The organism is Micromonospora sp. NBC_00421 (assembly GCF_036017915.1).
Lineage (GTDB): Bacteria > Actinomycetota > Actinomycetes > Mycobacteriales > Micromonosporaceae > Micromonospora.
The window spans coordinates 6449008-6473025 of the sequence record NZ_CP107929.1; the positions used below are offsets into that span (position 1 = coordinate 6449008).

Annotated in this window: 18 protein-coding genes; 11 read left to right on the forward strand and 7 right to left on the reverse strand. The window is 73.7% G+C overall.

Translation table 11 applies throughout. The features are described 5' to 3' along the window. Nucleotides 1-27 precede the first annotated feature (27 nt). Both OHQ87_RS27710 and OHQ87_RS27715 read left to right on the forward strand, forming a co-directional pair. Nucleotides 28-1101, forward strand: coding sequence for an NAD-dependent epimerase/dehydratase family protein (locus tag OHQ87_RS27710; protein ID WP_328342620.1), 1074 nt, complete (start codon nucleotides 28-30; stop codon nucleotides 1099-1101). A gap of 158 nt (nucleotides 1102-1259) precedes the next feature. Beyond that, nucleotides 1260-2117, forward strand: a complete 858-nt coding sequence (locus OHQ87_RS27715; RefSeq protein WP_442930862.1) for a lysophospholipid acyltransferase family protein — start codon at nucleotides 1260-1262, stop codon at nucleotides 2115-2117. A 96-nt stretch (nucleotides 2118-2213) separates the two neighbouring features. Here OHQ87_RS27715 and OHQ87_RS27720 read toward each other — a convergent pair whose 3' ends face one another. The 3 genes from OHQ87_RS27720 to OHQ87_RS27730 all read right to left on the reverse strand — a co-directional run bounded on the left by OHQ87_RS27720 (nucleotide 2214) and on the right by OHQ87_RS27730 (nucleotide 5436). After that, entirely contained in the window at nucleotides 2214-3158 is a 945-nt protein-coding gene (locus tag OHQ87_RS27720) for an HAD family hydrolase (protein ID WP_442930611.1), read from the reverse strand. Nucleotides 3159-3281: 123 nt separating this feature from the next. Beyond that, nucleotides 3282-4145 carry a DUF5667 domain-containing protein gene (locus tag OHQ87_RS27725; RefSeq protein WP_328342623.1) on the reverse strand — a complete coding sequence of 288 codons (864 nt, stop codon included), beginning with the start codon at nucleotides 4143-4145 and terminating at the stop codon, nucleotides 3282-3284. A gap of 229 nt (nucleotides 4146-4374) precedes the next feature. Further along, a complete protein-coding gene (locus OHQ87_RS27730; protein WP_328342625.1) occupies nucleotides 4375-5436 on the reverse strand; it encodes an ECF subfamily RNA polymerase sigma factor, BldN family in 1062 nt (353 codons plus the stop codon). A 720-nt stretch (nucleotides 5437-6156) separates the two neighbouring features. On the opposite strand from OHQ87_RS27730, the gene OHQ87_RS27735 reads away from it, so the two are divergent. The 7 genes from OHQ87_RS27735 (at nucleotide 6157) to OHQ87_RS27765 (ending at nucleotide 13096) form a co-directional block, all read left to right on the forward strand. Then, entirely contained in the window at nucleotides 6157-6411 is a 255-nt protein-coding gene (locus OHQ87_RS27735) for a glutaredoxin family protein (RefSeq protein WP_328342627.1), read from the forward strand. 293 nt (nucleotides 6412-6704) lie between these two features. Then, entirely contained in the window at nucleotides 6705-7475 is a 771-nt protein-coding gene (locus OHQ87_RS27740) for a redox-sensing transcriptional repressor Rex (RefSeq protein WP_328342629.1), read from the forward strand. Next, entirely contained in the window at nucleotides 7472-8863 is a 1392-nt protein-coding gene (locus tag OHQ87_RS27745; RefSeq protein ID WP_328342630.1) for a glutamyl-tRNA reductase, read from the forward strand. Before OHQ87_RS27740 ends, OHQ87_RS27745 begins: the two co-directional genes overlap by 4 nt. Beyond that, a complete protein-coding gene (gene hemC / locus OHQ87_RS27750) occupies nucleotides 8860-9855 on the forward strand; it encodes a hydroxymethylbilane synthase (RefSeq protein ID WP_328342631.1) in 996 nt (331 codons plus the stop codon). Before OHQ87_RS27745 ends, hemC begins: the two co-directional genes overlap by 4 nt. Continuing rightward, complete coding sequence (locus OHQ87_RS27755; protein WP_328342632.1) at nucleotides 9852-11432, forward strand: uroporphyrinogen-III synthase; 1581 nt, start codon at nucleotides 9852-9854, stop codon at nucleotides 11430-11432. Before hemC ends, OHQ87_RS27755 begins: the two co-directional genes overlap by 4 nt. Nucleotides 11433-11451: 19 nt before the next feature. Continuing rightward, nucleotides 11452-12435 (forward strand): porphobilinogen synthase, encoded by a 984-nt coding sequence (hemB, locus tag OHQ87_RS27760; protein ID WP_328342633.1) that lies wholly within the window; start codon nucleotides 11452-11454, stop codon nucleotides 12433-12435. Nucleotides 12436-12664: 229 nt separating this feature from the next. Next, nucleotides 12665-13096: a helix-turn-helix transcriptional regulator gene (locus OHQ87_RS27765; protein WP_328342634.1), complete on the forward strand. Its 432-nt coding sequence runs from the start codon at nucleotides 12665-12667 to the stop codon at nucleotides 13094-13096. 57 nt (nucleotides 13097-13153) lie between these two features. Here OHQ87_RS27765 and OHQ87_RS27770 read toward each other — a convergent pair whose 3' ends face one another. The 3 genes from OHQ87_RS27770 to OHQ87_RS27780 form a co-directional block, all read right to left on the reverse strand. Further along, nucleotides 13154-16426: a lamin tail domain-containing protein gene (locus OHQ87_RS27770; RefSeq protein ID WP_328342635.1), complete on the reverse strand. Its 3273-nt coding sequence runs from the start codon at nucleotides 16424-16426 to the stop codon at nucleotides 13154-13156. A gap of 104 nt (nucleotides 16427-16530) precedes the next feature. Beyond that, nucleotides 16531-17547, reverse strand: a complete 1017-nt coding sequence (locus tag OHQ87_RS27775) for a GNAT family N-acetyltransferase (RefSeq protein ID WP_328349026.1) — start codon at nucleotides 17545-17547, stop codon at nucleotides 16531-16533. A gap of 72 nt (nucleotides 17548-17619) precedes the next feature. Continuing rightward, the gene (locus OHQ87_RS27780) at nucleotides 17620-18861 is read right to left on the reverse strand and encodes a lytic transglycosylase domain-containing protein (RefSeq protein ID WP_328342637.1); all 1242 of its coding nucleotides are present in this window, start codon (nucleotides 18859-18861) and stop codon (nucleotides 17620-17622) included. A gap of 56 nt (nucleotides 18862-18917) precedes the next feature. Between OHQ87_RS27780 and OHQ87_RS27785 the strand changes: the two genes are divergently transcribed. Next, nucleotides 18918-19142, forward strand: coding sequence for an FmdB family zinc ribbon protein (locus OHQ87_RS27785; RefSeq protein WP_328342639.1), 225 nt, complete (start codon nucleotides 18918-18920; stop codon nucleotides 19140-19142). 151 nt (nucleotides 19143-19293) lie between these two features. Continuing rightward, entirely contained in the window at nucleotides 19294-22194 is a 2901-nt protein-coding gene (locus OHQ87_RS27790; RefSeq protein WP_328342641.1) for an ATP-binding protein, read from the forward strand. A gap of 105 nt (nucleotides 22195-22299) precedes the next feature. Here OHQ87_RS27790 and OHQ87_RS27795 read toward each other — a convergent pair whose 3' ends face one another. Beyond that, nucleotides 22300-23823 (reverse strand): glycoside hydrolase family 10 protein, encoded by a 1524-nt coding sequence (locus tag OHQ87_RS27795; RefSeq protein WP_328342643.1) that lies wholly within the window; start codon nucleotides 23821-23823, stop codon nucleotides 22300-22302. Nucleotides 23824-24018 lie beyond the last annotated feature (195 nt).

The window sequence follows — 24018 nt, forward strand, 5'->3', positions numbered from 1 at the left end:
TCCCTCCTGCCGGTCAGGGCGTGCGCGATGACCCCCGGTGGCACCTCAGGTGCTCCGGGGGTCGTCGTCGTCACCGGGGTCGGCCGCTACCTGGGTGCGCACGTCGCCGCCCGGCTCGCCGCCGACCCCCGCATCGAACGGGTGATCGGCATCGACCCGGCCACCCCCGGCCCCGAGTTCACCGACCTGCTCGACCGGGTCGAACGGATCCGCCTCGACCTCGACTCGCTCGGCGGGCTGCTGGCCGACCTCGACGTCGACGCCGTGGTCCACCTGGCCCTGGCCACCGCCCCGGACCCGCAGCACGGCGGTCGGTCGGCGATGAAGGAACAGAACGTCATAGGCACCATGCAGCTGCTCGCCGCCTGCCAGCGGGCGCCCCGGTTGCGCAAGCTCGTGGTCCGGTCGTCGACCGCCGCCTACGGCGCGTCCTTCCGCGACCCGGCGGTCTTCACCGAGGAGACCGAGCCCCGCGAGGTGCCGCGCGGCGGTTTCGGCCGCGACATCCTCGACATCGAGGGGTACGTTCGCGGCTTCCGTCGCCGTCGGCCCGACGTCACCGCGACGGTGCTGCGCTTCGCCCCGTTCATCGGCTCCACCGCCGACACCACGCTCACCCGCTACTTCTCCCGGCCGGTGGTGCCCACCGTCTTCGGCCGCGATCCCCGGCTGCAGTTCGTGCACTTCGACGACGCCCTCGAAGTGCTGCACCGGTCCATCGCCGAGGACCACCCGGGGACGTACAACGTCGCCGGGCCGGGGGTGCTCTCGTTGTCGCAGGCGATCCGCCGGGCCGGCCGGGTGGCCGTGCCGGTGTGGGAGCCGGGGTTGTCCGGGGCCGCCGCGGTCGCCCGTAACCTCGGTTTCGGCCGCTACGGCCTCGACCAGGTCGACCTGATCGTGCACGGCCGGGTCGTCGACACCGGCCGACTGACCCGGGAGTACGGCTTCACCCCGCGCTCCACCGCCGTCGCGTTCGACGACTTCATCCGCGCCCACCACGGTGGTGTCGTGGTCAGCCGGGACCAGCTCGCCGCCGCCGAGCAGGTGGTGCTGGAGAGCATCCGGCAGGTCCGTTCCGCCGTCCGGGAACGCACGTGACCGAGCAGAACGGCCACCGCCGACTCACCACGCCATCCGTGACCGCCCCACCCGCCCGCAACGGTGCGGCCCCCGACGGTGCGGCCACCGACCCGACTCTCCCCGCCGCGGCCCTCCCCGCTCCGGCCCTGCCCGCCCCGGCCGACGGCGGCCCCTCGGTGGCGGACCGGCCCGGTGACCAGTGGGACCGTCGGGTCGCCGGCGGCCTGGCGTTCCTCCGCCGACGCCTCTCCGGCCAGTACGAGGTGGACGAGTTCGGCTTCGACCCGGAGCTGACCGGGGCGGTCTTCCACCCGCTGCTGCGGTTGCTCTACCGCGACTGGTTCCGCACCGAGGTCACCGGCCTGGAACACGTACCTGCGGACGGGGCCGGCCTGGTCGTCGGCAACCACTCCGGCACGGTGGCCCTGGACGCGTTGATCCTCTCCGCCGCCCTGCACGACCAGCATCCCGCCCGCCGCTACCTGCGGTTGCTCGGCGCGGACCTGGTCTTCCGGATGCCTGTGGTCTCCGAGTTGGCCCGCAAGACCGGCGGTACGGTCGCCTGCAACCCGGACGCCGAGCGGCTGCTCGGCAACGGCGAACTGGTGGGCGTCTTCCCGGAGGGCTTCAAGGGCATCGGCAAGCTCTACTCCGACCGCTACAAGCTGCAACGCTTCGGGCGGGGCGGCTTCGTCTCGGCGGCGCTGCGCACCGGCACCCCGATCGTCCCGGTCGCCATCGTCGGCGGCGAGGAGATCTATCCGATGCTTGCCGACATCAAGCCGCTGGCCCGACTGCTCAAGCTGCCCTACTTCCCGGTCACGCCGACGTTCCCATGGCTGGGGCCGCTGGGCATGGTGCCGCTGCCGAGCAAGTGGTTGATCGAGTTCTGCCCGCCCATCCCGACCGCCCACCTGACCGACTCGGCGGACGACCCGCTCGTCGTGTTCAACCTCGCCGACCAGGTCCGCGAGACCATCCAGCAGACCCTGCACCAGCTGCTGGAACGCCGCCCCGATCCGTTCGGCCCCTGACCCGGGGCACGCCGCCGGTGGTCCGGGCGGTGCGGCGATCCGGGCGGTGCGGCGATCCGGGCGGTGCGGCGATCCGGGCGGTGCGGTGGTCCGGGGTCAGGCCGGGCGGCGACGTCGGTGCAGCGCCCGGCCGGCGGAGACCGCGCCGGCCAGCAGCCCGACCGCCGCCGTCGACGGTACGGCGATCCTGGCGGCCCGCCGGGCGGTGCGGAAGTCACGAACCTCCCAGCCCCGTTCCCTGGCCGCGCGTAGCAGCGCGCCGTCCGGGTTGACCGCCACCGCCCGCCCCACCGCGTCGAGCATCGGCAGGTCGTTGCGGGAGTCGCTGTAGGCGGTGCAGCGGGTCAGGTCCAGGCCTTCCACCGTGGCGAGCTGGGTGACCGCCTCGGCCTTGGCCGGCCCGTGCATCAGGTCACCCACCAGCCGGCCGGTGTAGGCCCCGTCGACGATCTCGGCGACCGTGCCGACCGCGCCGGTAAGGCCGAGCCGGGCGGCGATCACCCGGCCGATCTCCACCGGCGCGGCGCTCACCAACCAGACCCGCTGGCCGGCGTCCAGGTGACGCTGGGCGAGCCGTCGGGTGCCGGCCCAGATCCGCGGCGCCATCAACTCGTCGAAGATCTCTTCGGCGAGGCGTTCGACGTCGTCGACCCGCCAACCCTCGACGAACGCGAGGGCGGCCTGCTTGGCCTGCGACATGTCACCGGCGTGCTCGGTGGCCAGCAACCGGAACCGGGCCTGCTGCCAGGCGAACCGGGCCACGTCTGCGGTGGTGAGGTACCTGCGGGCGGCGAGCCCACGGGCGAACCAGTAGATCGACGCGCCCTGCATCATCGTGTTGTCGACGTCGAAGAAGGCGGCGGCACAGGTATCCGTCCGTGCGGGTACGGGTGACGCCGTCGCTTCGGCCCAGCCGGCGGTGTGCCCGTGGAGGTCGGTGCTGACCGTGACCCGGCGACTGCCGGCCATGGCACCTCCCTCCCGCGCCGTCGCGCCGACCCTGACGTGTCGAGCCGCCCTCGGCGTGGTCGAGCCGCCCATCTGGTGTGGTCGGGCCGGCCCTGACGTCGTCGAGTCGACTCTCTGACGTTGTCGAGCCTAGTCCGGGGCTGGCCCGGGTCGACCCGTCGAAGCGGGAACTGTGGTGTGCGGCTCGGCCGCCGGTCAGCGGTCGACCGGGCAGCTGGCCGGGGTGGGGCCGAGGGCGTCGCTGACCACCGGGACGGGCAGCCCGCAGGCGATCGCGGCGCGCAACGTGTCGGAGCGCTTGCGGATGGCGTCGAGCAGGGCGAGCGACTGCCGGGTGCGCTCCCGCTCGGCGGAGCCGGCCCCGTCGAGCAGGCCACCCACCGCTCGGCGTTGCCCGGCGACGAAGGTGTTCACCGCGTCCAGCGCCGCCGGATCGGCGTGCTGCGCGGCACCGGCGGTGAGCAGTCGTACGCCCTGCCGGGTGTCGGCGTCCATGTCGTCGAGCACCGCGCTGAACCCGGTCGCGTCGTCGCGGAGGGTGGCCGCCTCGTCGAGCCGGGTCCGGGCGAAGTCGAGGAAGAGCTGCCCCCGGCTGATGTCCGAGCTGGCCAGGGCGAGCTGGGCCCGTTCGGTGGAGCGTTTCATGCCGTACAGGGCATCGCCCGGCACCGCGTTCTCGCTGGCGGCGGAGATGCCGGAGACGGCGACCGCTCCGGCCGCGATGCCGACCAGGATGGCGCCCCGGGCGCGGGCCCGCCGCGCCGTGGCCCCGCCCAGCAGCGAACCCCGGCCGGTGGCCTGCGGCGCGACGTCGGCACCCGGCTCGGCGGCGCCCTCCCGTTCGGCCGCGGCGATCAGCATGGCGCGTAGGCCGGTGCGGAACCCGGCATCGACCTGGACGTCGGGTCGCTCGGCGACGAGTCGCTGCCCGACCGCGACGAGCGCGGTGAGCTGGTCGTCGGCGCGGGACCGTACATGGTGGCGTCGGCCGCCGTTGGCTTCGTCGAGAAGCTGGGCGAAGCGTACGGCCCGACGACGGGAGAAGAGGTCGCTGTCCACCGCAGGCACCCCCTCTCGCTGGTGACGGCCGGTCGGCCGCGGTGGTTCCCAGCGACCGGCGGCGCCGTGCACCGTCGTACCAGGGTCGTGGTCGACGGCGCTGCTCCGGACCGGGACGGGTCAGGGGCGCCGGGACAACCACCGGCCGCACCCGGAGAAACGCTCCGCGCCGGGCCCCGGTTACGGGGCGGCCGACAGCGAAATCACGAAGAGTGATCGTTGTCCCAGGTCAGGGCTGGAAGCCGTCCGGCAGTAGCCGGGCCAGCGCCCGGACCGCCCGGTACTGCAACGCCTTGATCGCACCCTCGTTCTTGCCCATCGCCCGGGCCGTCTCGGCCACCGAGAGGCCCTGGAGGAAGCGGAGCACGATGCACTCCTGCTGTTCCGGGTTGAGCCGGGTGACGGCGGTGAGCAGCGCGACGTTGGTGATGTGCTCGACCACGGCCGCCTCGGGGCTGCCTTCCGGTCCCCGGTCCTCCCGGTCCGCGTCGAGCACGTCGCCGGTGGTCACCTCCAGCCGGTAGCGGCCGGACTTGAAGTGGTCGGCGACCAGGTTGCGGGCAATGGTCACCAGCCAGGCGCCCAGGTCGCGGCCCTGCCAGGTGAAGCTGCCGATCCGCTTGAGGGCGCGCAGGAAGGTGTCGGAGGTGAGGTCCTCCGCCAACTGGCGGTTGCCGACCCGGAAGTAGACGAACCGGAAGACCGTGTCGACGTACCGGTCGTAGATCAGTCCGAACGCCGCCGCCTCGCCGGCCTGCGCCCGTTCCACAAGCATCCAGACCTCGGTGGCCGGGTCGGACGGGTCGGGCCGGCTCGGGAAGCCGGTGGGCGAGGTGCCGGTGGGTGGCGGGCCGTCGGCGGGCGGGCCGGCAGCCGACGGACCCTCGGCCGGGACGGCCGGGATGAGCGCGGTGTCGTCGGCCGGGACGGCCGGGATGAGCGCGGTGTCGTCCGCCGGGACGGCCGGGATGAGCGCGGTGTCGTCGGCCGGCGCGGCCGGGATCACCGCCGTCTCCCCGCTGGCCGGGTCGGTCGCGGTGGGGGGGTCGCCGACCCGTCTGCTCTGCGTCGGCATGGTGGGCGGCCGGGCGGGCGAGGTCACCCGGCCGGCCGGAGTGGCGTTGCCGCCGGGCGCGGCGGACCGGGGTGCCGCCTCGTTGGGGTGCGGACGCTGGTGGACCCGGCGGGACGCGGCTTCGGGGCGGGCCGGGTCGGCCCGTTCGTTGACCGACGCCCGGGGTGACGGCCCGGTCAGGCCGGTGGGGCGGTCCGCATAACCGAAGGCGGTCACCGGGCCTCCCCGCGGCGCGACACGACCGGGCCCGGCTGGCGGCGGTGGGTCGCCGCGCCGGGTCTGCCCTTGACGGGCAGGGCCGTGTGGGGGTGTGCCGGCGCGCGGCAGATCCCCTTGAGGTGCTGGTCCAATGCGCGCACAGGCACGGGGGCCTCCTCGGGCTGAGGGGTGTCGACTCACGGCAAATGGGGTGAGCCGACCCGAGTGATGATAGGGCCAACGTCACCCGCGTGTGGCAAGTCCGTTACACAGGGCCAAAGTATTTGCGCGACCCGCGCACACCTGGCGGACCGGTTGTCCGTCGCCGTCGGTTGACTTTCACGTCAAGCCTTGCTTACGGCTGGAAAGCCCAGGTCAGGCTAGGGGCGTCCGGCCGTCTGCGGAGCGCACCGACGGTCCGGCCACCGGCCCTTCCCGACCCGTCTGATGGTGGTCCGGACGTCGACCGGGCAGCCCGATAGGTGCTTCCGGTTGACGCTGTGTGACCGCGCGGTGTGTGGGCCTGGCCGGGTGGCCGGCGGCGTGTCAGACTCAGCCACCGCGCGGCACCTCCGTCGCGACCGGCTGGGCCGTCCGGGGTGTGCCGCACCCGTGGACGGGCGAGACTGGGCGGGCGTGGCGTGGCGCCGGGCATCCGGCTCCCGGGTGCGCGGCGGTCCGTCCACCGCATGTCCCCCGACCGCGGCCGAGCCCGGTCGCCCGTACCCGGAGGTTTCGATGTCCACCGATGCCCGGCTCGCCCTGATCACCCGGCCCGGTTGCCACCTGTGCGAGGACGCGAAGGCCGCCCTGGAACGGGTGGTCGCGGTCACCGGTGACCGCTGGGTGGAGAAGGACGTCACCGGCGACGTCGAGCTGGAGCGCGAATACGGCGACCGGCTGCCGGTGGTGCTGCTCGACGGCAAGGAGCACGGCTACTGGCGGGTGGAGGAGGAACGGCTGCTACGCGACCTGACCACCCCTCAGCTCTAGGGGTGGCGCGGATCACGGTGGGTCAGCGGCTGCGCGCGATTGGTGAGTGAAGTCGGGATTGAGCAATAATCGCGCGGCGGCCCGCTGTGGTGCCGGATCGATCTTGTGGGACGGAGGAACCGGTGGAGGGGTGCCACGAGTCAGCAAGATCGCGATTTGTGCACGTCTTCACAAGCGCCTACTCTGTAGTTCTGACGCGCCCTGCTAGCACGGCCGGTTCTCCCGGCCACCGGCGGGGGTCCCCAACGGGCCGGGCACCGGAGTCGGCCGAGGATCGCACCGCACGGAGTCTCATGAGTCAGCACCGTCACCCAGGCGCGTCCGATCGCGCCGGTGCCGTACCGGCGCTCCCGGACCTCCCGGAGGCGACCGTCGCGCGGCTCCCCGAGTATCTGCGCGCCCTGCACAACCTGGCCGACGCCGGGCACGAGACGGTGTCCAGCGAGGGCCTGGCCGGCGCTGCCGGGGTCAACTCGGCCAAGCTCCGCAAGGATCTCTCCCACCTCGGCTCGTACGGCACCCGGGGGGTCGGCTACGACGTCGCCCTGCTGGTCGACCAGATCGAGTTCGTGCTCGGGCTCACCCAACGCCGGGCGGTCGCCCTGGTCGGGGTGGGTAATCTCGGTCACGCCCTGGCCGGCTACGACGGCTTCGCCAGCCGGGGTTTCCGGATCGCGGCGCTCTTCGACGCCGACGCGTCCCGGGTCGGTGAGACGATCAACGGGCTGGCCGTGCGACACGTCGACGACCTGCCCCGGGTCGCCGCCGAGGAGGCGATCTCGATCGGCGTGATCGCCACCCCCGCCCCGGCCGCCCAGGCGGTGGCCGAGCAGCTGGTGGCCGCCGGCGTCACGAGCATCCTCAACTTCGCGCCCTGCGTACTCTCGGTGCCGGACGGCGTCGACGTGCGCAAGGTGGACCTCGCCATCGAGCTTCAGATCCTGTCCTTCCACGAGCACCGCAAGGCGTCGTTGACCGCGCTGCCCGCCACCGGCGGCTCCGCCCTCACCGCGCTGTCCGGCGGGCTCGCGACCCCCGACACCCAGGAGGCGATCGGCACGTGAAGCTGCTCGTCGTCGGCGCGTCCTACCGCACCGCTCCCGTGGTCACCCTGGAGCGGTTGGCGGTCGCCCCTGCCGACCTCACCCGAACCCTGGACCGACTGGTCGCCCAGCCGTACGTCGCCGAGGCGGTGCTCGTCTCCACCTGTAACCGGGTGGAGGTGTACGCCGCCGTGTCCGGCTTCCACGGCGGCCTCGGCGACATCTGCGCCGTCCTCGCCGAGCAGGCCGGTGCCCCGCCCGCCGCGTTCGCCAACCACCTCTACGTGCACTACGACTCGGCCGCCGTCGACCACGTCTTCCGGGTCGCCGCCGGGCTGGACTCCATGGTGGTCGGCGAAGCGCAGATCCTCGGCCAGCTCCGGGACGCCTACCACTGGGCCTCCGGCGCGGACACCGCCGGGCGGCTGCTGCACGAGCTGATGCAGCAGGCGTTGCGGGTCGGCAAGCGGGCGCACGCCGAGACCGACATCGACCGGGCCGGGCAGAGCGTCGTCACCGCCGCCCTGGACCTCACCGCCGAGCTGCTCGACGGCGACCTCGCCGGACGGCCGGCCATGGTGGTCGGCGCGGGCGCGATGGGCGCGCTGAGCGTGGCGACCCTGTCCCGCCGGGACGCCGGCCCGCTCACCGTCACCAACCGGGGCGCCGATCGGGCCGTCCGGCTGGCCGAGTCGTACGGGGCGAATGCCGTCCCGCTGGCCGACCTCGTCCCCGCGCTCTCCACAGTGGACATCGTAGTGGCCGCCACCGCGGCCACCGAACCGGTCCTCACCCTCGACGTGGTGGCCGGGGCGCTCGCCCGCCGTGCCCCGGACCGGGGGCCGCTGGTCCTGCTCGACCTCGCCGTGCCCCGCGACGTCGCGCCCGAGGTGGCCGAGCTGCCCGGCGTCGAGGTGATCGACATCGACCGGATGGCCACCCTGCTCGCCGACGGCCCGGCCGCCGCCGACGCCGCCGAGGTCAGCCGGATCGTGGCCGCCGAGGTCGAGGCGTTCCTGAGCTGGCTGCGGGGGGCCGACGTGGCACCCACCGTGGCCGCTCTGAGGGGGCGCGCCGACGACGTGGTCACCGCCGAGCTGCGCCGGCTCGCCCAGCGTCGCCCGGACTTCAGCGACGACCAGCGCGCCGAGGTCGCCCGGACCGTGCACCGGGTGGTGCAACGGCTGCTGCACCAGCCGACAGTCAAGGTCCGCCAGCTCGCCGCCGAACCGGGTGGCGACCAGTACGCCGCCCTGCTGCGCGAGCTGTTCGACCTGGAGGTGCCGCAGACCGCCGGAGTCGACTCGGTCCCCGACGTGGTGGAGACCGTCGACGGCCGTGCTTCGTTCGAGGTCGCCGGGGTGCCGACGAGCGGCACCGACCAGCCGTCCACCGGAGGTGCGCGATGACTGTCCCCCTGCGCCTCGGCACCCGGGGCAGCGCCCTGGCCCTGGCCCAATCAGGTCACGTCGCCGAGGCGATCACCGCGGCGACCGGACGCGCCGTCGAGCTGGTCGAGGTGGTCACCGCCGGTGACCGCTCGTCCGCGCCTGTGCAGCGGCTCGGCGTCGGTGTCTTCGTCTCGGCGTTGCGCGACGCGCTGACCGCCGGCACCATCGACCTCGCCGTGCACTCCTACAAGGATCTGCCCACCGCCGAGGCTGGTGGGCTGACCGTGGCGGCGGTGCCGCCCCGGCAGGATCCACGGGACGCGCTTGTCGCCACCGGCGGTCGTACCCTCGCGGAGCTGCCGCCCGGGGCCGTGGTCGGCACCGGCGCGCTGCGCCGAATCGCCCAGCTGCACGCCCTCGGTCTGCAACTGGAGGTCACCCCGATCCGGGGCAACGTCGACACCCGGCTCGGCCGGGTGCTCGGCCCCGACGCCGATCTCGACGCGGTCGTCCTGGCCCGGGCCGGGCTGGCCCGACTCGGCCGGACCGACGTGATCACCGAAACGCTCGACCCGATGCTGATGCTGCCCGCGCCCGCCCAGGGTGCGCTGGCCGTGGAGTGCCGGGTCGACGAATCCGACCTGGTCGAGCTGCTCGCCGTGCTCGACCATGCACCGTCCCGGGCCGCGGTCACCGCGGAACGGGCGCTGCTGGCCACCCTGGAGGCCGGGTGCTCCGCCCCGGTCGCCGCCTACGCCGTCGTCGCCGAAGGCGAGCCAACCGGCTCGGGTGCCGAAGGCGATGTTGTCCACGAGATTTACCTGCGCGGGGCGGTGATCAGCCCGGACGGTTCCCGAGACCTCCGGCTGTCCCGCACCGGAACGCCCGCCGACGCGGCGGAGATCGGCAAGGCACTCGCCGCCGAACTCCTCGAACTCGGCGCCGACTCGATCCTCGGCCACGAAGGAAGCACCGGCCCGGGGACCCAGCAATTTGGGAGCACAGAATGACCCGCACCCGTAAGCCCGTCGGCCGCATCGCGTTCGTCGGCGCCGGTCCCGGTGACCCGGGGCTGCTGACCCGCCGGGCCCACGACGCCCTGGTCGACGCCGACCAGGTGGTGTACGACCGGGGAGTCCCCGAGTCGCTGCTCGACGTCGTGCGTGCCCAGGCCCGGTCCGACGCCCAGTTCAGCCCCGCCGAGGGCGTGCCGGGCGACGTTGCCAAGATGCTCATCAGCGCGGCCCGCTCCGGGCTGAACGCGGTGCACCTGGTCGCCGGTGACCCGTTCGGCCACGACTCGGTGGTCAAGGAGGTGCAGGCGGTCGCGCGTACCGCCGCGCACTTCGAGGTGGTGCCGGGCGTCGGTCAGGCCGAGGGCGTCGCCACCTACGCCGGGGTACCGCTGCCCGGGGTACGCACCGCCGCCGACGTCGAGGACGTCGGCACGCTGGACTTCGACGCGCTCGCCGCCGCCGTCGGCCGGGGCTCGCTGGCCCTGGCGGTCGACGCCGGTGACCTGGCCGCCGTCCGGGACGGCCTGCTGGCCGCCGGGGTGAATGGCACCACCGGGGTCGGGGTGACCGGCGACGGCACCGGCGAGACGCAGTACACCACCACGTCGAGCGTGGACTCGTTCGTCGCGGCGGCGCTCGGTTTCACCGGCCGGGTGGTGCTCACCGTCGGCGAGGGCGTCGGCCAACGGGACAGGCTGAGCTGGTGGGAGAACCGCCCGCTGTACGGCTGGAAGGTGCTGGTCCCCCGGACCAAGGAGCAGGCCGGGGCGATGAGTGCCCGGCTGCGCGCGTACGGGGCGATCCCGTGCGAGGTGCCGACCATCGCGGTCGAGCCGCCGCGTACCCCGGCCCAGATGGAACGGGCGGTCAAGGGTCTGGTCGACGGCCGGTACGCCTGGGTGATCTTCACCTCGGTCAACGCGGTCCGGGCGGTCTGGGAGAAGTTCGCCGAGCACGGCCTGGACGCCAGGCACTTCGGCGGCGTCAAGATCGCCTGCATCGGCGAGGCCACCGCCGACGCGGTGCGTGCGTTCGGCATCCAGCCGGAGCTGATCCCCGCCGGGGAGCAGTCCTCCGAGGGGCTGTTGGCGGAGTTCTCCCCGCACGACGAGATCCTCGACCCGGTCGGCCGGGTGCTGCTGCCGCGCGCCGACATCGCCACCGAGACGCTCGCCGCCGGGCTCACCGAGCGCGGCTGGGAGGTCGACGACGTGACCGCGTACCGGACGGTCCGGGCCGCCCCGCCGCCCGCCGAGATCCGGGACGCGATCAAGTCGGGCGGGTTCGACGCGGTGCTCTTCACGTCTTCATCGACAGTACGCAACCTGGTAGGTATCGCCGGGAAGCCGCACGCGCGTACCGTTGTTGCCGTCATCGGGCCCAAGACGGCGGAGACCGCGACGGAGTTCGGCCTGCGGGTCGACGTACAGCCTCCGCACGCCTCGGTGCCCGACCTGGTCGAGGCGCTCGCCGCCTACGCCGTCGAACTGCGCGAGAAACTCGCCGCGATGCCGGCGAAGCAGCGTCGTGGTTCGAAGGTGCAGGGGCCGACCGCGCTGAGGTTCCGCTAGCCGTACTGGGAGGCCCCGCATGCCGTACCCCGAGATCCGGCCCCGCCGGCTGCGCCGTAACGCGGCGGTGCGGCGGCTGGTCTCCGAGACCCGCGTCGCCCCGGCCGAACTGGTCGTGCCGATGTTCGTCAAGGAGGGGCTGACCGAGCCACGGGCCATCGCGTCGCTCCCGGGGGTGCTCCAGCACTCCCGGGACTCGCTGCGCAAGGCGGCCGTGGAGGCGGTCCGGGCCGGGGTGGGCGGGATCATGCTGTTCGGGGTGCCCGAGCGGCGGGACCCGACCGGGTCCGGCGGGATCGACCCGGCCGGCATCCTGAACGTCGCCATCCGCGACGTGGTGGCCGAGGTCGGTGACGCCACCGTGGTGATGAGCGACCTGTGCCTGGACGAGTTCACCTCGCACGGGCACTGCGGCCTGCTCACCCCGGAGGGCGAGGTGGACAACGACGCCACCCTGGCCGCGTACGCCGAGATGGCGGTGGCCCAGGCGGACGCCGGGGTCGGCATGGTCGGCCCGTCCGGGATGATGGACGGCCAGGTGGGCGTGGTCCGCCGGGCCCTGGACGCCGCCGGTCACGCCGACGTGTCGGTGCTGGCGTACGCGGCGAAGTACGCCTCCGCCTTCTACGGGCCGTTCCGCGACGCCGTCGAGTCGGCGCTCGACGGCGACCGGCGCACCTACCAGCAGGACCCGGCAAACCTGCGGGAGTCGCTGCGCGAGGTCGAGCTGGACGTGGCCGAGGGTGCCGACCTGGTGATGGTGAAGCCGGCCCTGCCCTACCTCGACGTGGTGGCGGCCGTCCGGGCCGCCGTGGACGTCCCGGTCGCCGCCTACCAGGTCTCCGGCGAGTACGCGACTGTCGAGGCGGCTGCCGCGAACGGCTGGATCGACCGTGAGCGGGTGATGCTGGAGACGCTCACCTCGATCCGCCGGGCCGGGGCGCAGGTCATCCTCACCTACTGGGCGGTCGAAGCCGCCGCCCTGCTCCGCCAGCGTTACTGATCCTGCTCGCCGCGGCCCCGCCCGCCCTCTTCCCGCGCCGTCTCCTGCGCCGTCTGCCTGCGGTGCTGCCTCGGGTCCCGCCCGCTTCCCGCTCTCGCGTCGTCCCCGCGCGGGTCGCTCACAGCCTGACCTGACTTCGAAGGGCGTGCCGGCCCGCTCTGAATTGAGCCCGGTGCTGCCCGTCCACGGGTGAAGACGGCAGGCTGACTGCGATCGCCCGTTACTGTCTGTGCTTGACCACCCGAGGCGCCGAAGTCAGCGCGAGCTGGCGCGTTGGGCGGGGGTGCACCACGGCACGGTGGGCCGGATCGAGGCGGGCGCGCTCACCCCGAGCATCGCCCTGCTGCGCCGGATCATCGCGGCGGCCGGCTTCCGGTTGGCAGTGGTCGACGAGTTCGGCCGGGTGCTCACCCCGATGCGGGACCGCGACGACGCCCGGGACGGCGCTGACCGTCGCTACCCTTCCCACCTGGACACGATTCTCGATCCGGAACCGGGTGAGTGGTGGGCGGACGTCTACGGGCTCGCCCGACCACCGGAGACGTTCTATCGCAACCGGGCCGTCCGGGACGCGATGCGCCGACGGAGCCAGTGGGAGGTGCGGGTGGCGAAGTACCGCAACGTGCCGCCCCCGCCCCGGGTGGTGCGCCCGCAATGGTGACGGCCCGTCGGCCCGGCGGGGAGGCCGGACCGACGGGCCGTCGGAGGTGCGGAACCGTCAGTCGTCGTTGACGATGGTGCCGGTCGCCAGCGGATCGGCGAACCGCAGATGCAGCGAACCAGCGACCGCGAACGCGATCTTCTCGTCCGACTCGCGCTTGCGGTCACCGCGCACGGTCACCGGGAACGCCAGCGAGGTCTGCCCGGCGGGCAGGGTCCGGCAGCCGACGTACGGCTCGAAGTCCAGCACGACGGTCGCGGTCAGCCCCACCGTGGCGGCGCAGAGCGTGGTCGGCTGGGACAGCGGGCGGGACACGGTGACCTGGAACGTCAGCGTGCTGGTGCCCCGGTCGCCCTCCACCACGGAGGCGTCGGCCACCCGCAGCGACGGTTGGCTGCGGAACCGGGCCACCTGCGGGTCGTGGTCACTTGCCCCACGGGTGCCGTCCCCGGTGAACTCCGCCGGCCAGTCCGCGTTGACGTGCGCCGCCCGGATCTGCACCAGGTCGTCGTGGAGCGCGTCGTTGACGAACAGGTTGTCCAACGTCTGCGCCGACCCCTGGAAGCTGTACGAGTACGCCGCCGACGGCACGTCGGCCACCAGGTCGTCCCACAGGTTGTGCAGGCCGGCCCGGTAGAGCGGCCCCAACTGGTCCGACGGGGTCGGGTTCGCGGCGGTCGCGATCGGGTCGTCCGGACGGGGGAAGACGTTCAGGTCCCCGCCGTACACCACCCGGGCGTCCGGGTCGGCCGCCTCGATCGCGGTGACGATCGCCGCCCCGTACGCGGCCTGCTCGGTGCGCTGCCCGACCCGGCTGTCCGGCCCGGACGAGTAGTGGTTGCTCAGCGCGTACAGCAGGTAGGACTCCGAGCCGCCGGGGGTCGCCTTCACCACGAACTTGCCCAGTTGCGGGGCCCGGGTGAAGACGTTGTCGCCGTCCTTGCCGGTCGAGGTGTCGGTGTCGGCCGGCAGCACCGCGTTGAGCGCCTTCGGGTTCTGCACGTCCGCGTTGGACGCCAGCCCCGCCGACCGGTACCGCACGGTGGGGGAGTTGCCCAGCAGCGGATCGGTGGCGGTCGCCCCGGCCAGCGACAACCGGTCGGTGCGGTACAGGAACGCCGAGGTGATGCCCCGGGCGTCCGCGCCGGTCCGGTCGTACGCCGCCGCGTAGGCGGGACCTCCGGCGGCCCGGATCGTCAGCGCCAGGTCCTGGAGGGTGTCCGGAGCACCGTCGGCGTTGTCGGTGGTGCCGCAGACCAGACTGCCGTCGGAGACCGCGCAGATGTCCTGGTCCTCCGCCTCCTGCACCAGGATCAGATCCGGGGCGTGCAGGTCGGTGCGGATCTGGGCGGCCAGCTCGGTCAGGTGCTCCCGGTAGTCGGCCTCGCCCGCCGGCACGTAGTCGAACGGCGGGGACACCCCGGGGCAACCCGAGTTGCCGGTGAAGTCGCAGCCGTCGAACGGGTCGTCGCGGAAGTCGTACAGGTTCTCCACGTTGTAGGTCGCCACCGCGACCTCCCGGGCCCGGTCCGCCGGGCGGGGCGGGTTGTTCGCCGCCGGGTCGACCCCGGCCGCCAGGGTGAGCGCCTCCGGTTGCACGCTGAACTTGCTGAAGCCGTACGACACCGCGCCGAACGCGTCGGTGGTGAGGGTGTCGAAGGTACGGGCCGGCGGGAGCAGCGCCGTCGAGTCACCGGCGGTGGCCTTCACGCCGCCGCCGCCGAGCAGGATGCGCTGCCCGTTGCCGTTGTCGAAGAGCTGCCCCGGCACGTCGTCCAGCGGGTGGGTGTCCCGGAACACCCGGCGGGCGTACGGGTCGGTCCGCTTCAGCAGCGGGTCCGCCCGGTCCACCACCCAGACCTCGGAGTCGGCGGTGGAGCCGAACACGTCCCGGGGACCGGTGACGCCGGAACCGCTGCGGACCCGCAGCCGGGCCCCCTCGTGCCGCTCCCAGAACCGGTCCGCCGCCGCCGCGTCGGCCGGTGGGGTGGCGTCGTCCACCGCCACGGCGGTGTTCACGTCGAGCCCCGAGTCGAGCCGGCGGACCAGCGAGGCACCGGAGAGCTGGGTCTGGTCGTAGTACTCCGAGACCCGGCCGCGCAGTACCACCTCGTCGCCGACGGTCGGCGCATAGCCACCGATCAGCGTGGTGAACGCGCCCATGAAGACGAAGATGCCGTCCGAACTGAGCGGGTCGCCGTCCTCGGTGCCGGTGCGGCTCTGGAGGTAGAAGCCGTACTGGTCGGCGCCGGCCGAGGTACGGGTCAGCGACTTCTGGGTGATCACGCCACGGACGTCGTACAGCAGGGGGCTGGTGCCGTTGCCGCTGGCCGGGGCGAGCGGCGACCGGTCGGTGCGAGGGTTCTCGTCGTCCCGGGTCTGCCCCTGCACCTGGCCCACCGACAGCACCGCGTTCACCTGCACGGTGAGCGGACAGGTGGCGGTGCCGCCGTCGGCGTCCGTCGCGGTCACGGTGACCGCGTAGGTGCCGCCGGGCAGGCCGGTGGCGGTGACCGTCGCGGTGGCCGTGCCACCCGGCGCGGTCGCCGGGGTGAACGCGGTACGGCTGATCGTGCCGCTCGTCGGGACCGGGCTGACCGCGGTGACCGCCAGGTCGACGATCGTGTCGTCCGGGTCGGTGCCGGTCACCTCCCGGGTGGCGGTCGCACCGGCCTCGATGGTCAGCGCCCCGCCGCAGGTCAGCACGGCCGGCTGGTCCACCGGGCCGCCTCCGTCGACGGTGTGCGCGCCCAGTCCGTCGAAGGTGTCGGTGGCGAACCCGGCCCACTGGGCGGCCGGGTCGAACGCGTCCGACGGGTCGGTGTCCCCGGCGGAGATCGACGGCAGTCGGCGCAGCGTGTTGTCGGCGGTGCTGGTCAGCCCGCTGCCCCATTCGGTGCCCGGGTCGACGCCGACCTGACCGATCGCGTCGAGCACCACGCCACCCCGGCGCAGCACGATCGCGTCGTCGCCGTTGAACAGGCTCGCGCCGGTGGTCTGGTCGGCCTGGGCGAGGATCGCCGGCCCGGCCGAGGCGGCGGCGAAGACGAAGACGTCCCCGGCGGCGACCGTGCCGGTGAGGGCGATTGTGGTGGCCGTGGTCGACCCGTTGAAGTAGAGCTGGAACTGGTAGCCGCCGGCGGTGAGGTCGACCGGGGCACCGGTGCCGTTGTACAGCTCGATCGCCTTGTTGTTGGACGAACCTTCGACGTACTCGGAGATGAACAGGTCGGTGGGCGCGGCGGTGGCCGCTGTGGGAGCGACGCCGAGCACCGGTACGGCGACGACGGCGACGGTGGCGAGCGCGGCGAATCTGCGGCGCAGGCGCATGGGGCCTCCACGATGGGTGGACGGGAACCAACGCACGTTAAGGTGCGCCGCTGTCCGCCGTCCATCCCCCGGGCGGCGCTGTGGTGAATTCGCGACAGCGCCGCTCAGTGTTGGGCGTCGAGGCGGTGCACCAGCTCGGCGACGTCCACGCTGTATTCGCACCAGTCCCGGTCGGGCTGGTAACCCAGCTCGGCGTTCACCTTGAGCATCGCCTCGTTGGCCTGGGCGTTCCAGGTCTGCACCTCGGTCAGCTCCGGCTCGGCGGAACGCAACTCCAACAGCATGCGTGCCTTGATCGCCCGGTCGATGCCGTAACCCTGGTGGTCGCGCACCACGATGGTGTCGTACTGGTCGGCGCGGGTGGGGTGCTGGACCGGCACCACCACCTCGGTCAGGCCGGCCACCGTGCCGGTCTGCTCGTGCAGGGCGAGCACGATGTACGGCTTCATCCCCCGGCGGTGCAGCGTGTCGAGGCTGTCCCGCAGCCGCTGCGGGTCGTACGAGCTGGGGCGCAGTTCGCCGTCCTCGACGTCGCGCACCTCGGCCTTCGCCCGCGCGTACGCCTCGATCAGGTCGTCGGACGGCCCGCCCGGGTAGAACTCCAGGTGGTAGCCGGGGCCGACGCCGGCGGCCATCTCGGTGAGCGCCGTCCAGTCGACAGTGCCCAGGTCGAGCACGCTGCGGGTCTCGACGTACTCCTGGGTGAAGCCCAGCGACGAATAGAAGCCGATCGCCGGGGTGTCGCCGACCACCTCGACCCCGATCGACCGGAAACCCTCCTGGTAGACCCGTCGGGCGGCGATCAGCACCAGGTCACGGCCGAGCCCGGTCCGGCGTACCGCCGGGTGCACCAGCACCTCCAGGACGCCGATGTCGCCGAGCAGCAGCACGTGCACGTGCCCGAGGATCGCACCGGGCTCACCCTCGGCCGGTTGGTCGGCCTGGGCCACCCAGGAGATGCGTCGTTCGCCGGGCATCACCTCGGAGAGGTACTCCCGTAGGGAATCCTCCCGCCAGGGCGGGTCCTGCGGGAGGTCGGCTGCGAGAACCGCGTTCAGCGTGTCCAGCACGGAGCCGATCTCGGCGGACGACGCGGTTCGGGGGTCCCACTCGCGCACCATCACGCGTCTAGCTTGCCGTCAATGGCTTCTCGGGGGAAGTGTCCGGTCCGGCAATGTATGCGAACGATCACCTCACGTACGGCTTGCGCGTCCATATTCGTGGGCCTTGTCGAAGACGTCCTGGGCGTACCGGCGTACGTCGTTGTAGGAGAGGATGGCCCCCCACCAGTCGCCGGGGATGGTCATGTTCCGGCCGCCCTGGCACAGGTAGTTGCCGGCGGCCAGCGCGGTGTCGTCCAGGTCGTGCGGGTCCTTGCGGCCGTCGTTGTCGGCGTCCGCGCCGACCTGCTGCCAGGTGGTGGGGATGAACTGCATCGGCCCGATCGCCCGGTCGTAGACGGTGTCCCGGTCGAACAGCCCGCCGTCGGTGTCCCGGATCAGGGAGCGCCCGCCCTTGCCGTCGAGCGGATCGCCGATGATCTCCGGTACGGCCCGGCCGTCCGGCCCGAGCGTCGCGCCGTTGGCCTGTCCGTGCCGGGACTCGACGTAGCCGATCGCGGCGAGCGTGGTCCAGCTCAGCTGGCAGCTCCGGTTGGTCTGGGCGAGCACCAGCTCGGCGTAGCCGTACGCCTGCATGGCGATCGGAGAGATGCCCACCTTGCCGCCGGTGACCCGGGCCCAGTCGGCCAGCCCGTCGGCGGGCCGGCCGGCGGCGGTCGGTGCGACCGGTCCGGTCGGTGCGACCCCGCCCGTCGGGAAGCCGCCCGGCGGCAGTGCGGGGCCGCTCCCGCCCGGGAGTACCGGGACTCCGGTGGTCGCGGTGACCGACGGGAATCCCGGGCCGGCGGTGGCGGCGTCGTCCACCGCGACCGGTCGGGGTGCCCGGACCGCGCTCGGCACCACCACCGCACCGACCGCGGCAGTCGCCGCGACCAGCGCGAACAGGAACAGGGCCGGCAGGGTCAGCCGACCGCTGGGGCGGCGGGACCAGGCCCGGGTGGCCCGGGTGGCGGCCCCCACCGCCTGCCGGGGTGGCGGCAGCCGGACCGCGTGCGCGAACGGGATCCGCCGGCGTCGACCTCCCGCCGCACCGCCGCCCGGCTCCGGCTTCGCATCCGGCTCCGGCTTCGCATCCGGCTCGGGCGTCTTGCCCGGCTCGGGCGGGGCGTCGGCCGTCGGGGGCTGACCACCGGCGGGCCCGGCTCCGGCATCGGTCTCGGCGGCCGGTGGGGTCTCGGCGGCCGGTGGGGTCGAGGGATCGCGCCGGGGCCGGCGGGGCCGGGGAATCCAGCCGCGACGCGGGACGGCGGACACGTCCTCGGGCGGTGCCGCTGCTCGCAGGGGCCGTACCGTCGAATCTTCGCCGCTCACCACCGTTTGAGTATCACCCATCCCGGTCCGGGAGTCAGGTCCGGTCGTAGGGTGGGGGCATGCCCCGGTACGAGTTCCGCTGCCGCGCCTGCGGCGACACTTTCGAGGTCAACCGACCGATGGCCGAGGCCGGTGCGCCGGCCGACTGCCCCCAGGGTCACGCCGACACGGTCAAGCTCCTCTCGACAGTGGCGGTCACCGGCCGTGGTGGCGGCTCCGCGACCGGTGGGGCCCCGGCCGCGCCCGCCGGCGGTGGCTGCTGCGGTGGTGGCTGCGGCTGCTGAGCGGGCCGATGCGCCCGATGTAACGGTGTGGCACGCCAGTACGCCGAATCAGTGACCCCTTGGGTCCGAGATCGCCCGACCGTTCTCACGATGCGTGACCGGTTGACCATAGGGCAGCATGAACCCGACGTCAGGGGCGGAGGTGCCACGCATGTCTCCACGGATCCACCTCCCGAGCGGTTGGGTGACCTTTGTGTTCACCGACATCGAAGGCTCCACCCGGCTGGCCCAGCTGCTCGGGCCGGACTACCGCCCGGTGCTCTGGGAACATCGCCGGCTGCTGCGCGACACCCTCGCCGAGACCGACGGCGCGGAGCTGCTGACCGAGGGGGACTCCTTCTTCCTCGCCTTCCCGGACGCGTCGGCGGCGCTGACCGCCTGCCTGACCGCGCAGCGGGCACTGTCCACCCACGACTGGCCGAACCCGGAGGCCGCGCCGAGGGTACGGATGGGTCTGCACACCGGTTACGCGGAACCCCGCGACGGCGAGTACGCCAGTCCCGAGGTGCACCGGGCCGCCCGGGTGGCCGCCGCCGCGCACGGCGGCCAGGTGCTCTGTTCGGCCTCGACCGCCCGGCTGGCCGACCCGCTGCCCGCCGGGGCCACCCTGATCGACCTGGGCCTGCACCGGCTCCGGGGCTTCGACGACCGGGAGCGGCTGTTCCAGCTCGTCGCGCCGGGGCTGGAGCGGCAGTTCCCGCGCCCGCGTACCGCCGAGGCGTTGGCGCACAACCTGCCCACCCAGGTCACCACGTTCGTCGGCCGGGAGACCGAACGGGTCGAGTTGGATCTGCTGATCCGCCGGCACCGGCTGGTCACGGTGGTCGGCGCGGGCGGCGCGGGTAAGACCCGACTCGCCGTCGAAGTGGCGTCCGGCCAGGTGGAGGCGTACCCGGACGGGGTGTGGTTCGTCGACATCGCCACGGTCACCGACCCGGGCCTGGTGGCGTTCGCGATCGCCGCCGTGCTCGGGCCGCGTCCGGAACCGGGCCGCCCGATCCTCGACACCCTGGTCGAGTACGCCTCGGTGCGGCGGATGCTGGTGGTGCTCGACACCTGTGACGCCCAGCCGGCGGCCTGCGCCGAGGTGATCTCCCGGCTGTTGGCCGGTGGCAGCGGGGTGCGGGTGCTGGCCACCAGTCGTGAGGCGTTCGGTCTCCCCGGTGAGGTGGTGTGGCGGATTCCGCCGCTGGCGGTCGACCCGCAGCCGGGGCGTACCGAGAGCGACGCGGTGGCGCTGCTGCTGGACCGCACGGCGGCCGCCCGGGGTGGTCGGCCGCCGGAGTGGACCGAGACCGCCGACCTGCGTCGGGTGGTGCAGCGGCTGGACGGGCTGCCGCTGGCGATCGAGCTGGCCGCGGCCCGGTTGCGGGTGCTCTCCGCCGGTCAGTTGGCGGCCCGGCTCGACGACGTGCTGGGCACCCTCGACGCCGGCCGGGGCGCTCCGGAACCGCCCGTGGAGCGGGGCTGGGCGGGCAACCAGCAGGACACGGTGGACCTGGTCGCCGCCGCCGCCGGGCAGACGCCACCGAGCCCGGCGCAGCGGGCGGTGCAGCGGTCCGCCACCGAGCGGCACCTCACCATGCAGGCCACGGTCACCTGGTCGTACCGGACGTTGGGGCCACGGGCGGCCCGGCTGTTGCGCTGGTTGGCTGTCTTCGCCGGGCCGGTGGACCTGGCCACGGTGGAGTGGCTGTTCGGCGACGATCCGCTCGACCCGCTGTCGGTGCTGGCGGACAAGTCGATGGTGGTTGCCGAACTGCACGCCTCCGGCAGCACCTACCGGATGCTCGACCCGATCCGGGCGTACGCGGCGCGGCGGCTGGTCGAGACCGGAGAGGCGCAGGCCGCCCGGGACCGGCACGTGGCCTGGGCGCAGCACGCGCTGCACCGGGCACATCTCGGGGCTGACGGCCGCCCGGTCACCCTGTCGCTCTACGCGTTGGACCCGCTCGCCGGTGAGCTGCGGGCGGCGCTGCGCTGGTCGGCCACCGGGGGCAGCGCCCGCGCCGGGTTACGGCTGGCAGGTGGGCTGGACCAGTGGTGGCGGGAGCGGGGGCTGTCCCGGGAGGCCCGGCTCTGGCTGTTCCGGCTGTACGGGCGGATCGCCGAGACCGGCGAGGCGATCCCCGAGGCGGAGCTGGCGGCGGCGTACCACCTGCACTCGTTGCACGCCGGTGCGGACGGTGAGTTCGGTGAGGAGCTGCGGTTCTCGCAGCGGGCGGAGGCGGCGGCCCGGCAGGCCGGTGACGCGGGACTGCTGGCCCGGGTGCTCGCCGGGCGGGCCGCGCCGTTGATCGACATGGGGCAGTTCGCCGAGGCGGAGCGGGTCTGCCGGGAGGTCATCGACTGGGCCGACGAGCAGGAGGTCGGCGGGGACGCGTTGCTGGCCGTCTACAACCTGGCCGAGCTGCTGTGGCGGCGGGGCGCGTTGGCGGAGGCTGCGGAGCTGCTCGGGGCGGCCCGCCCGGTGGAGGCGGCCCGCCCGGTGGAGCGGGGTCGCCGGTCGGTGGACATGCTGCTGGGCATGGTGGCGCTGGCCCGGCGTGACCTGGTGGCCGCGCACGAGCACTTGCTGGTGGCGCTGCGGGCCCGGATGGGGCACGGCTACCACGGGCGGGCCGGCGACACGGTGAACGCGGTGGCGGTGCGCTGCGCGCTGGGCGGGGAACCGTTGACGGCGGCCCGGCTCTTCGGCGCGGCCCAGGCCACCAGGGCCCGGCTGCGGGGCACCCCCGGCATCTACGGGGCGTACTGGTTGGAGCGGCAGGCCGAGCTGCGGCGCACCCTCGGCGACGCGGCCTTCGACGCCGCGTACGGCGAGGGTGGTGAGCTGGGCCTGGAGGAGGCGGCGGCGGTGGCGTTCGCGGTGGAGCACCCGGACCTGGCGGCGGACTCGGTCCGGTTCCGGGCCACCGGCACGGCGACGCCCCGGCCGACCGGCACGGCGACGCCCCGGCCGACCGGCACGGCGACGCCCCGGCCGACCGGCACGGCGACGCCCCGGCCGGCTGGCCGGCGCGACGCGGAACGCCGGGAGGAGTGGGCGTGACCTGCCCCGCCGCCCGGTGCGGGAACGACGCGGCGGGCCCGGCCCGGTGGATACGGTCTGGCGAACGCCCCGGGTGATGTGGTCACCCGGGGCGTCCGTGGTCGGTCAACGCACCACCCGGGCCGGTGAGGCGGCGCTCTCGTTCCACACCCGGTCCAGTGCGGTCATCTGGTAGGTGTACGTCCGGCCGGGTGTCGCGGTGGGATCCACCCAGGACTGCGACCGCCCCGGGGTGGCCCGGACGGTGCCGACGAGGTGTGCCGCGTCGGCCCGGTCGCACCCGTCGACCCGACCGGCCCCGTCGAAGCGGTAGACCGCGTACGACGTGGCGGTGCCGAGCGGGCCCTTACCGTCGGCCGGTCCACGCCAGCGCAGCCGTACCCCGTCGGCGGTCCGCTCGGCCCGGGTCAGCACCGGGCGCGGCAGCGGCTTCGCCGGCAGGTGCGGCATGGGCGGCACCAGCGCCGGCCGGGAGTAGTGCGCGGCGGCGTAGGCGCTCGTCGCGCCGAGCCGGTCGGCCCGCACCTGGACGGCGGAGAAGTGCACGTTGCCGAGCACCTCCGGGTACGACCGGTTGAGCGTCAGGTGGTCCGACAGCTCCTGCGGGTTCATCCAGTACGTGCCGTAGGTCGGATCACCGCTCTTGTAGTCCGCCTGACCGACGTAGAGCTGCACCCGGGTGCCGCGTACGGTCTGCGCCCACCAGGGCACAAGTCGGGCGTAGTCGGCAGCCGGGTACTGGCCGATGTACCAGTAGAGCTGCGGCACGACGTAGTCGATCCACTCCTGCCTGACCCACCTGCGGGTGTCGGCGGAGATGATGTCGTACGACTGGCTGCCGGTGGTGTCCGAACCGTCCGGGTCGGCGCTGGCGTTGCGCCAGATGCCGAACGGGCTGACCCCGAATTTCACCCACGGCTTCGCCGCCTTGATCCTGGTCCCCATCTCCTGGATCAGCAGGTCGATGTTGTCCCGCCGCCAGGCGGCCCGGTCGGTGAACCCCCTGTGGTACGCGGCGAAGGTGGCGTCGTCGGGCACCTGGTAGCTACCGCTCGGGTACGGGTAGAAGTAGTCGTCGAAGTGCACGGCGTCGACGTCGTACCGGGAGACGGCGTCCATGATCGCGGTCTGGACGAACTCGCGGACCTCGGGGACGCCCGGGTCGTAGTAGAGCCGGCTGCCCGCGACGCCGGCCGGCGGGTAGGCGAACGCCCACCCGGGATGCCGCCGGGCCGGGTGGTCCGGGGCGAGCTGTGCCAGGTCCGCCCCCGCGCCGCCGGGTGCCGGCATGGAGATCCGGTACGGGTTGAACCAGGCGTGGAACTCCAGGTTCCGTCGGTGCGACTCGGCGACCAGGAAGGCCAGCGGATCCCAGCCCGGGTCCTGCCCGCGTACCCCGGTCAGATACTCCGACCACGGCTCGTACCCCGACGGCCAGAACGCGTCGGCGGTGGGGCGGACCTGGACCACCACCGCGTTGTGGTGCAGCCGTTGCGCCAGGTCGAGCCAGCCCCGGTACTCCGCCTGCTGGGCGGCGACCCGGTCGGGGGCGGTCCGGGAGTCCGCGCTCGGCCAGTCGATGTTCACCACCGACGAGATCCACATCGCCCGGAACTGCCGCTTCGGCACCGCCGGATCCACCGCACAGCCCCCACCGCCGGTGCCACCCGTCCCGGCTGTGCGACTGGTGACCCCGCCCCCATCCCCCGACCCGCTCCCCACCCCGCTCCCCACCGCGGCACCCCCCGCCCCCGCCCCACTCCCGACCAGCCCACCAACCAGTGCCAGAACCAACCCAGCCACACCCCACTGCGTCACTCCCAC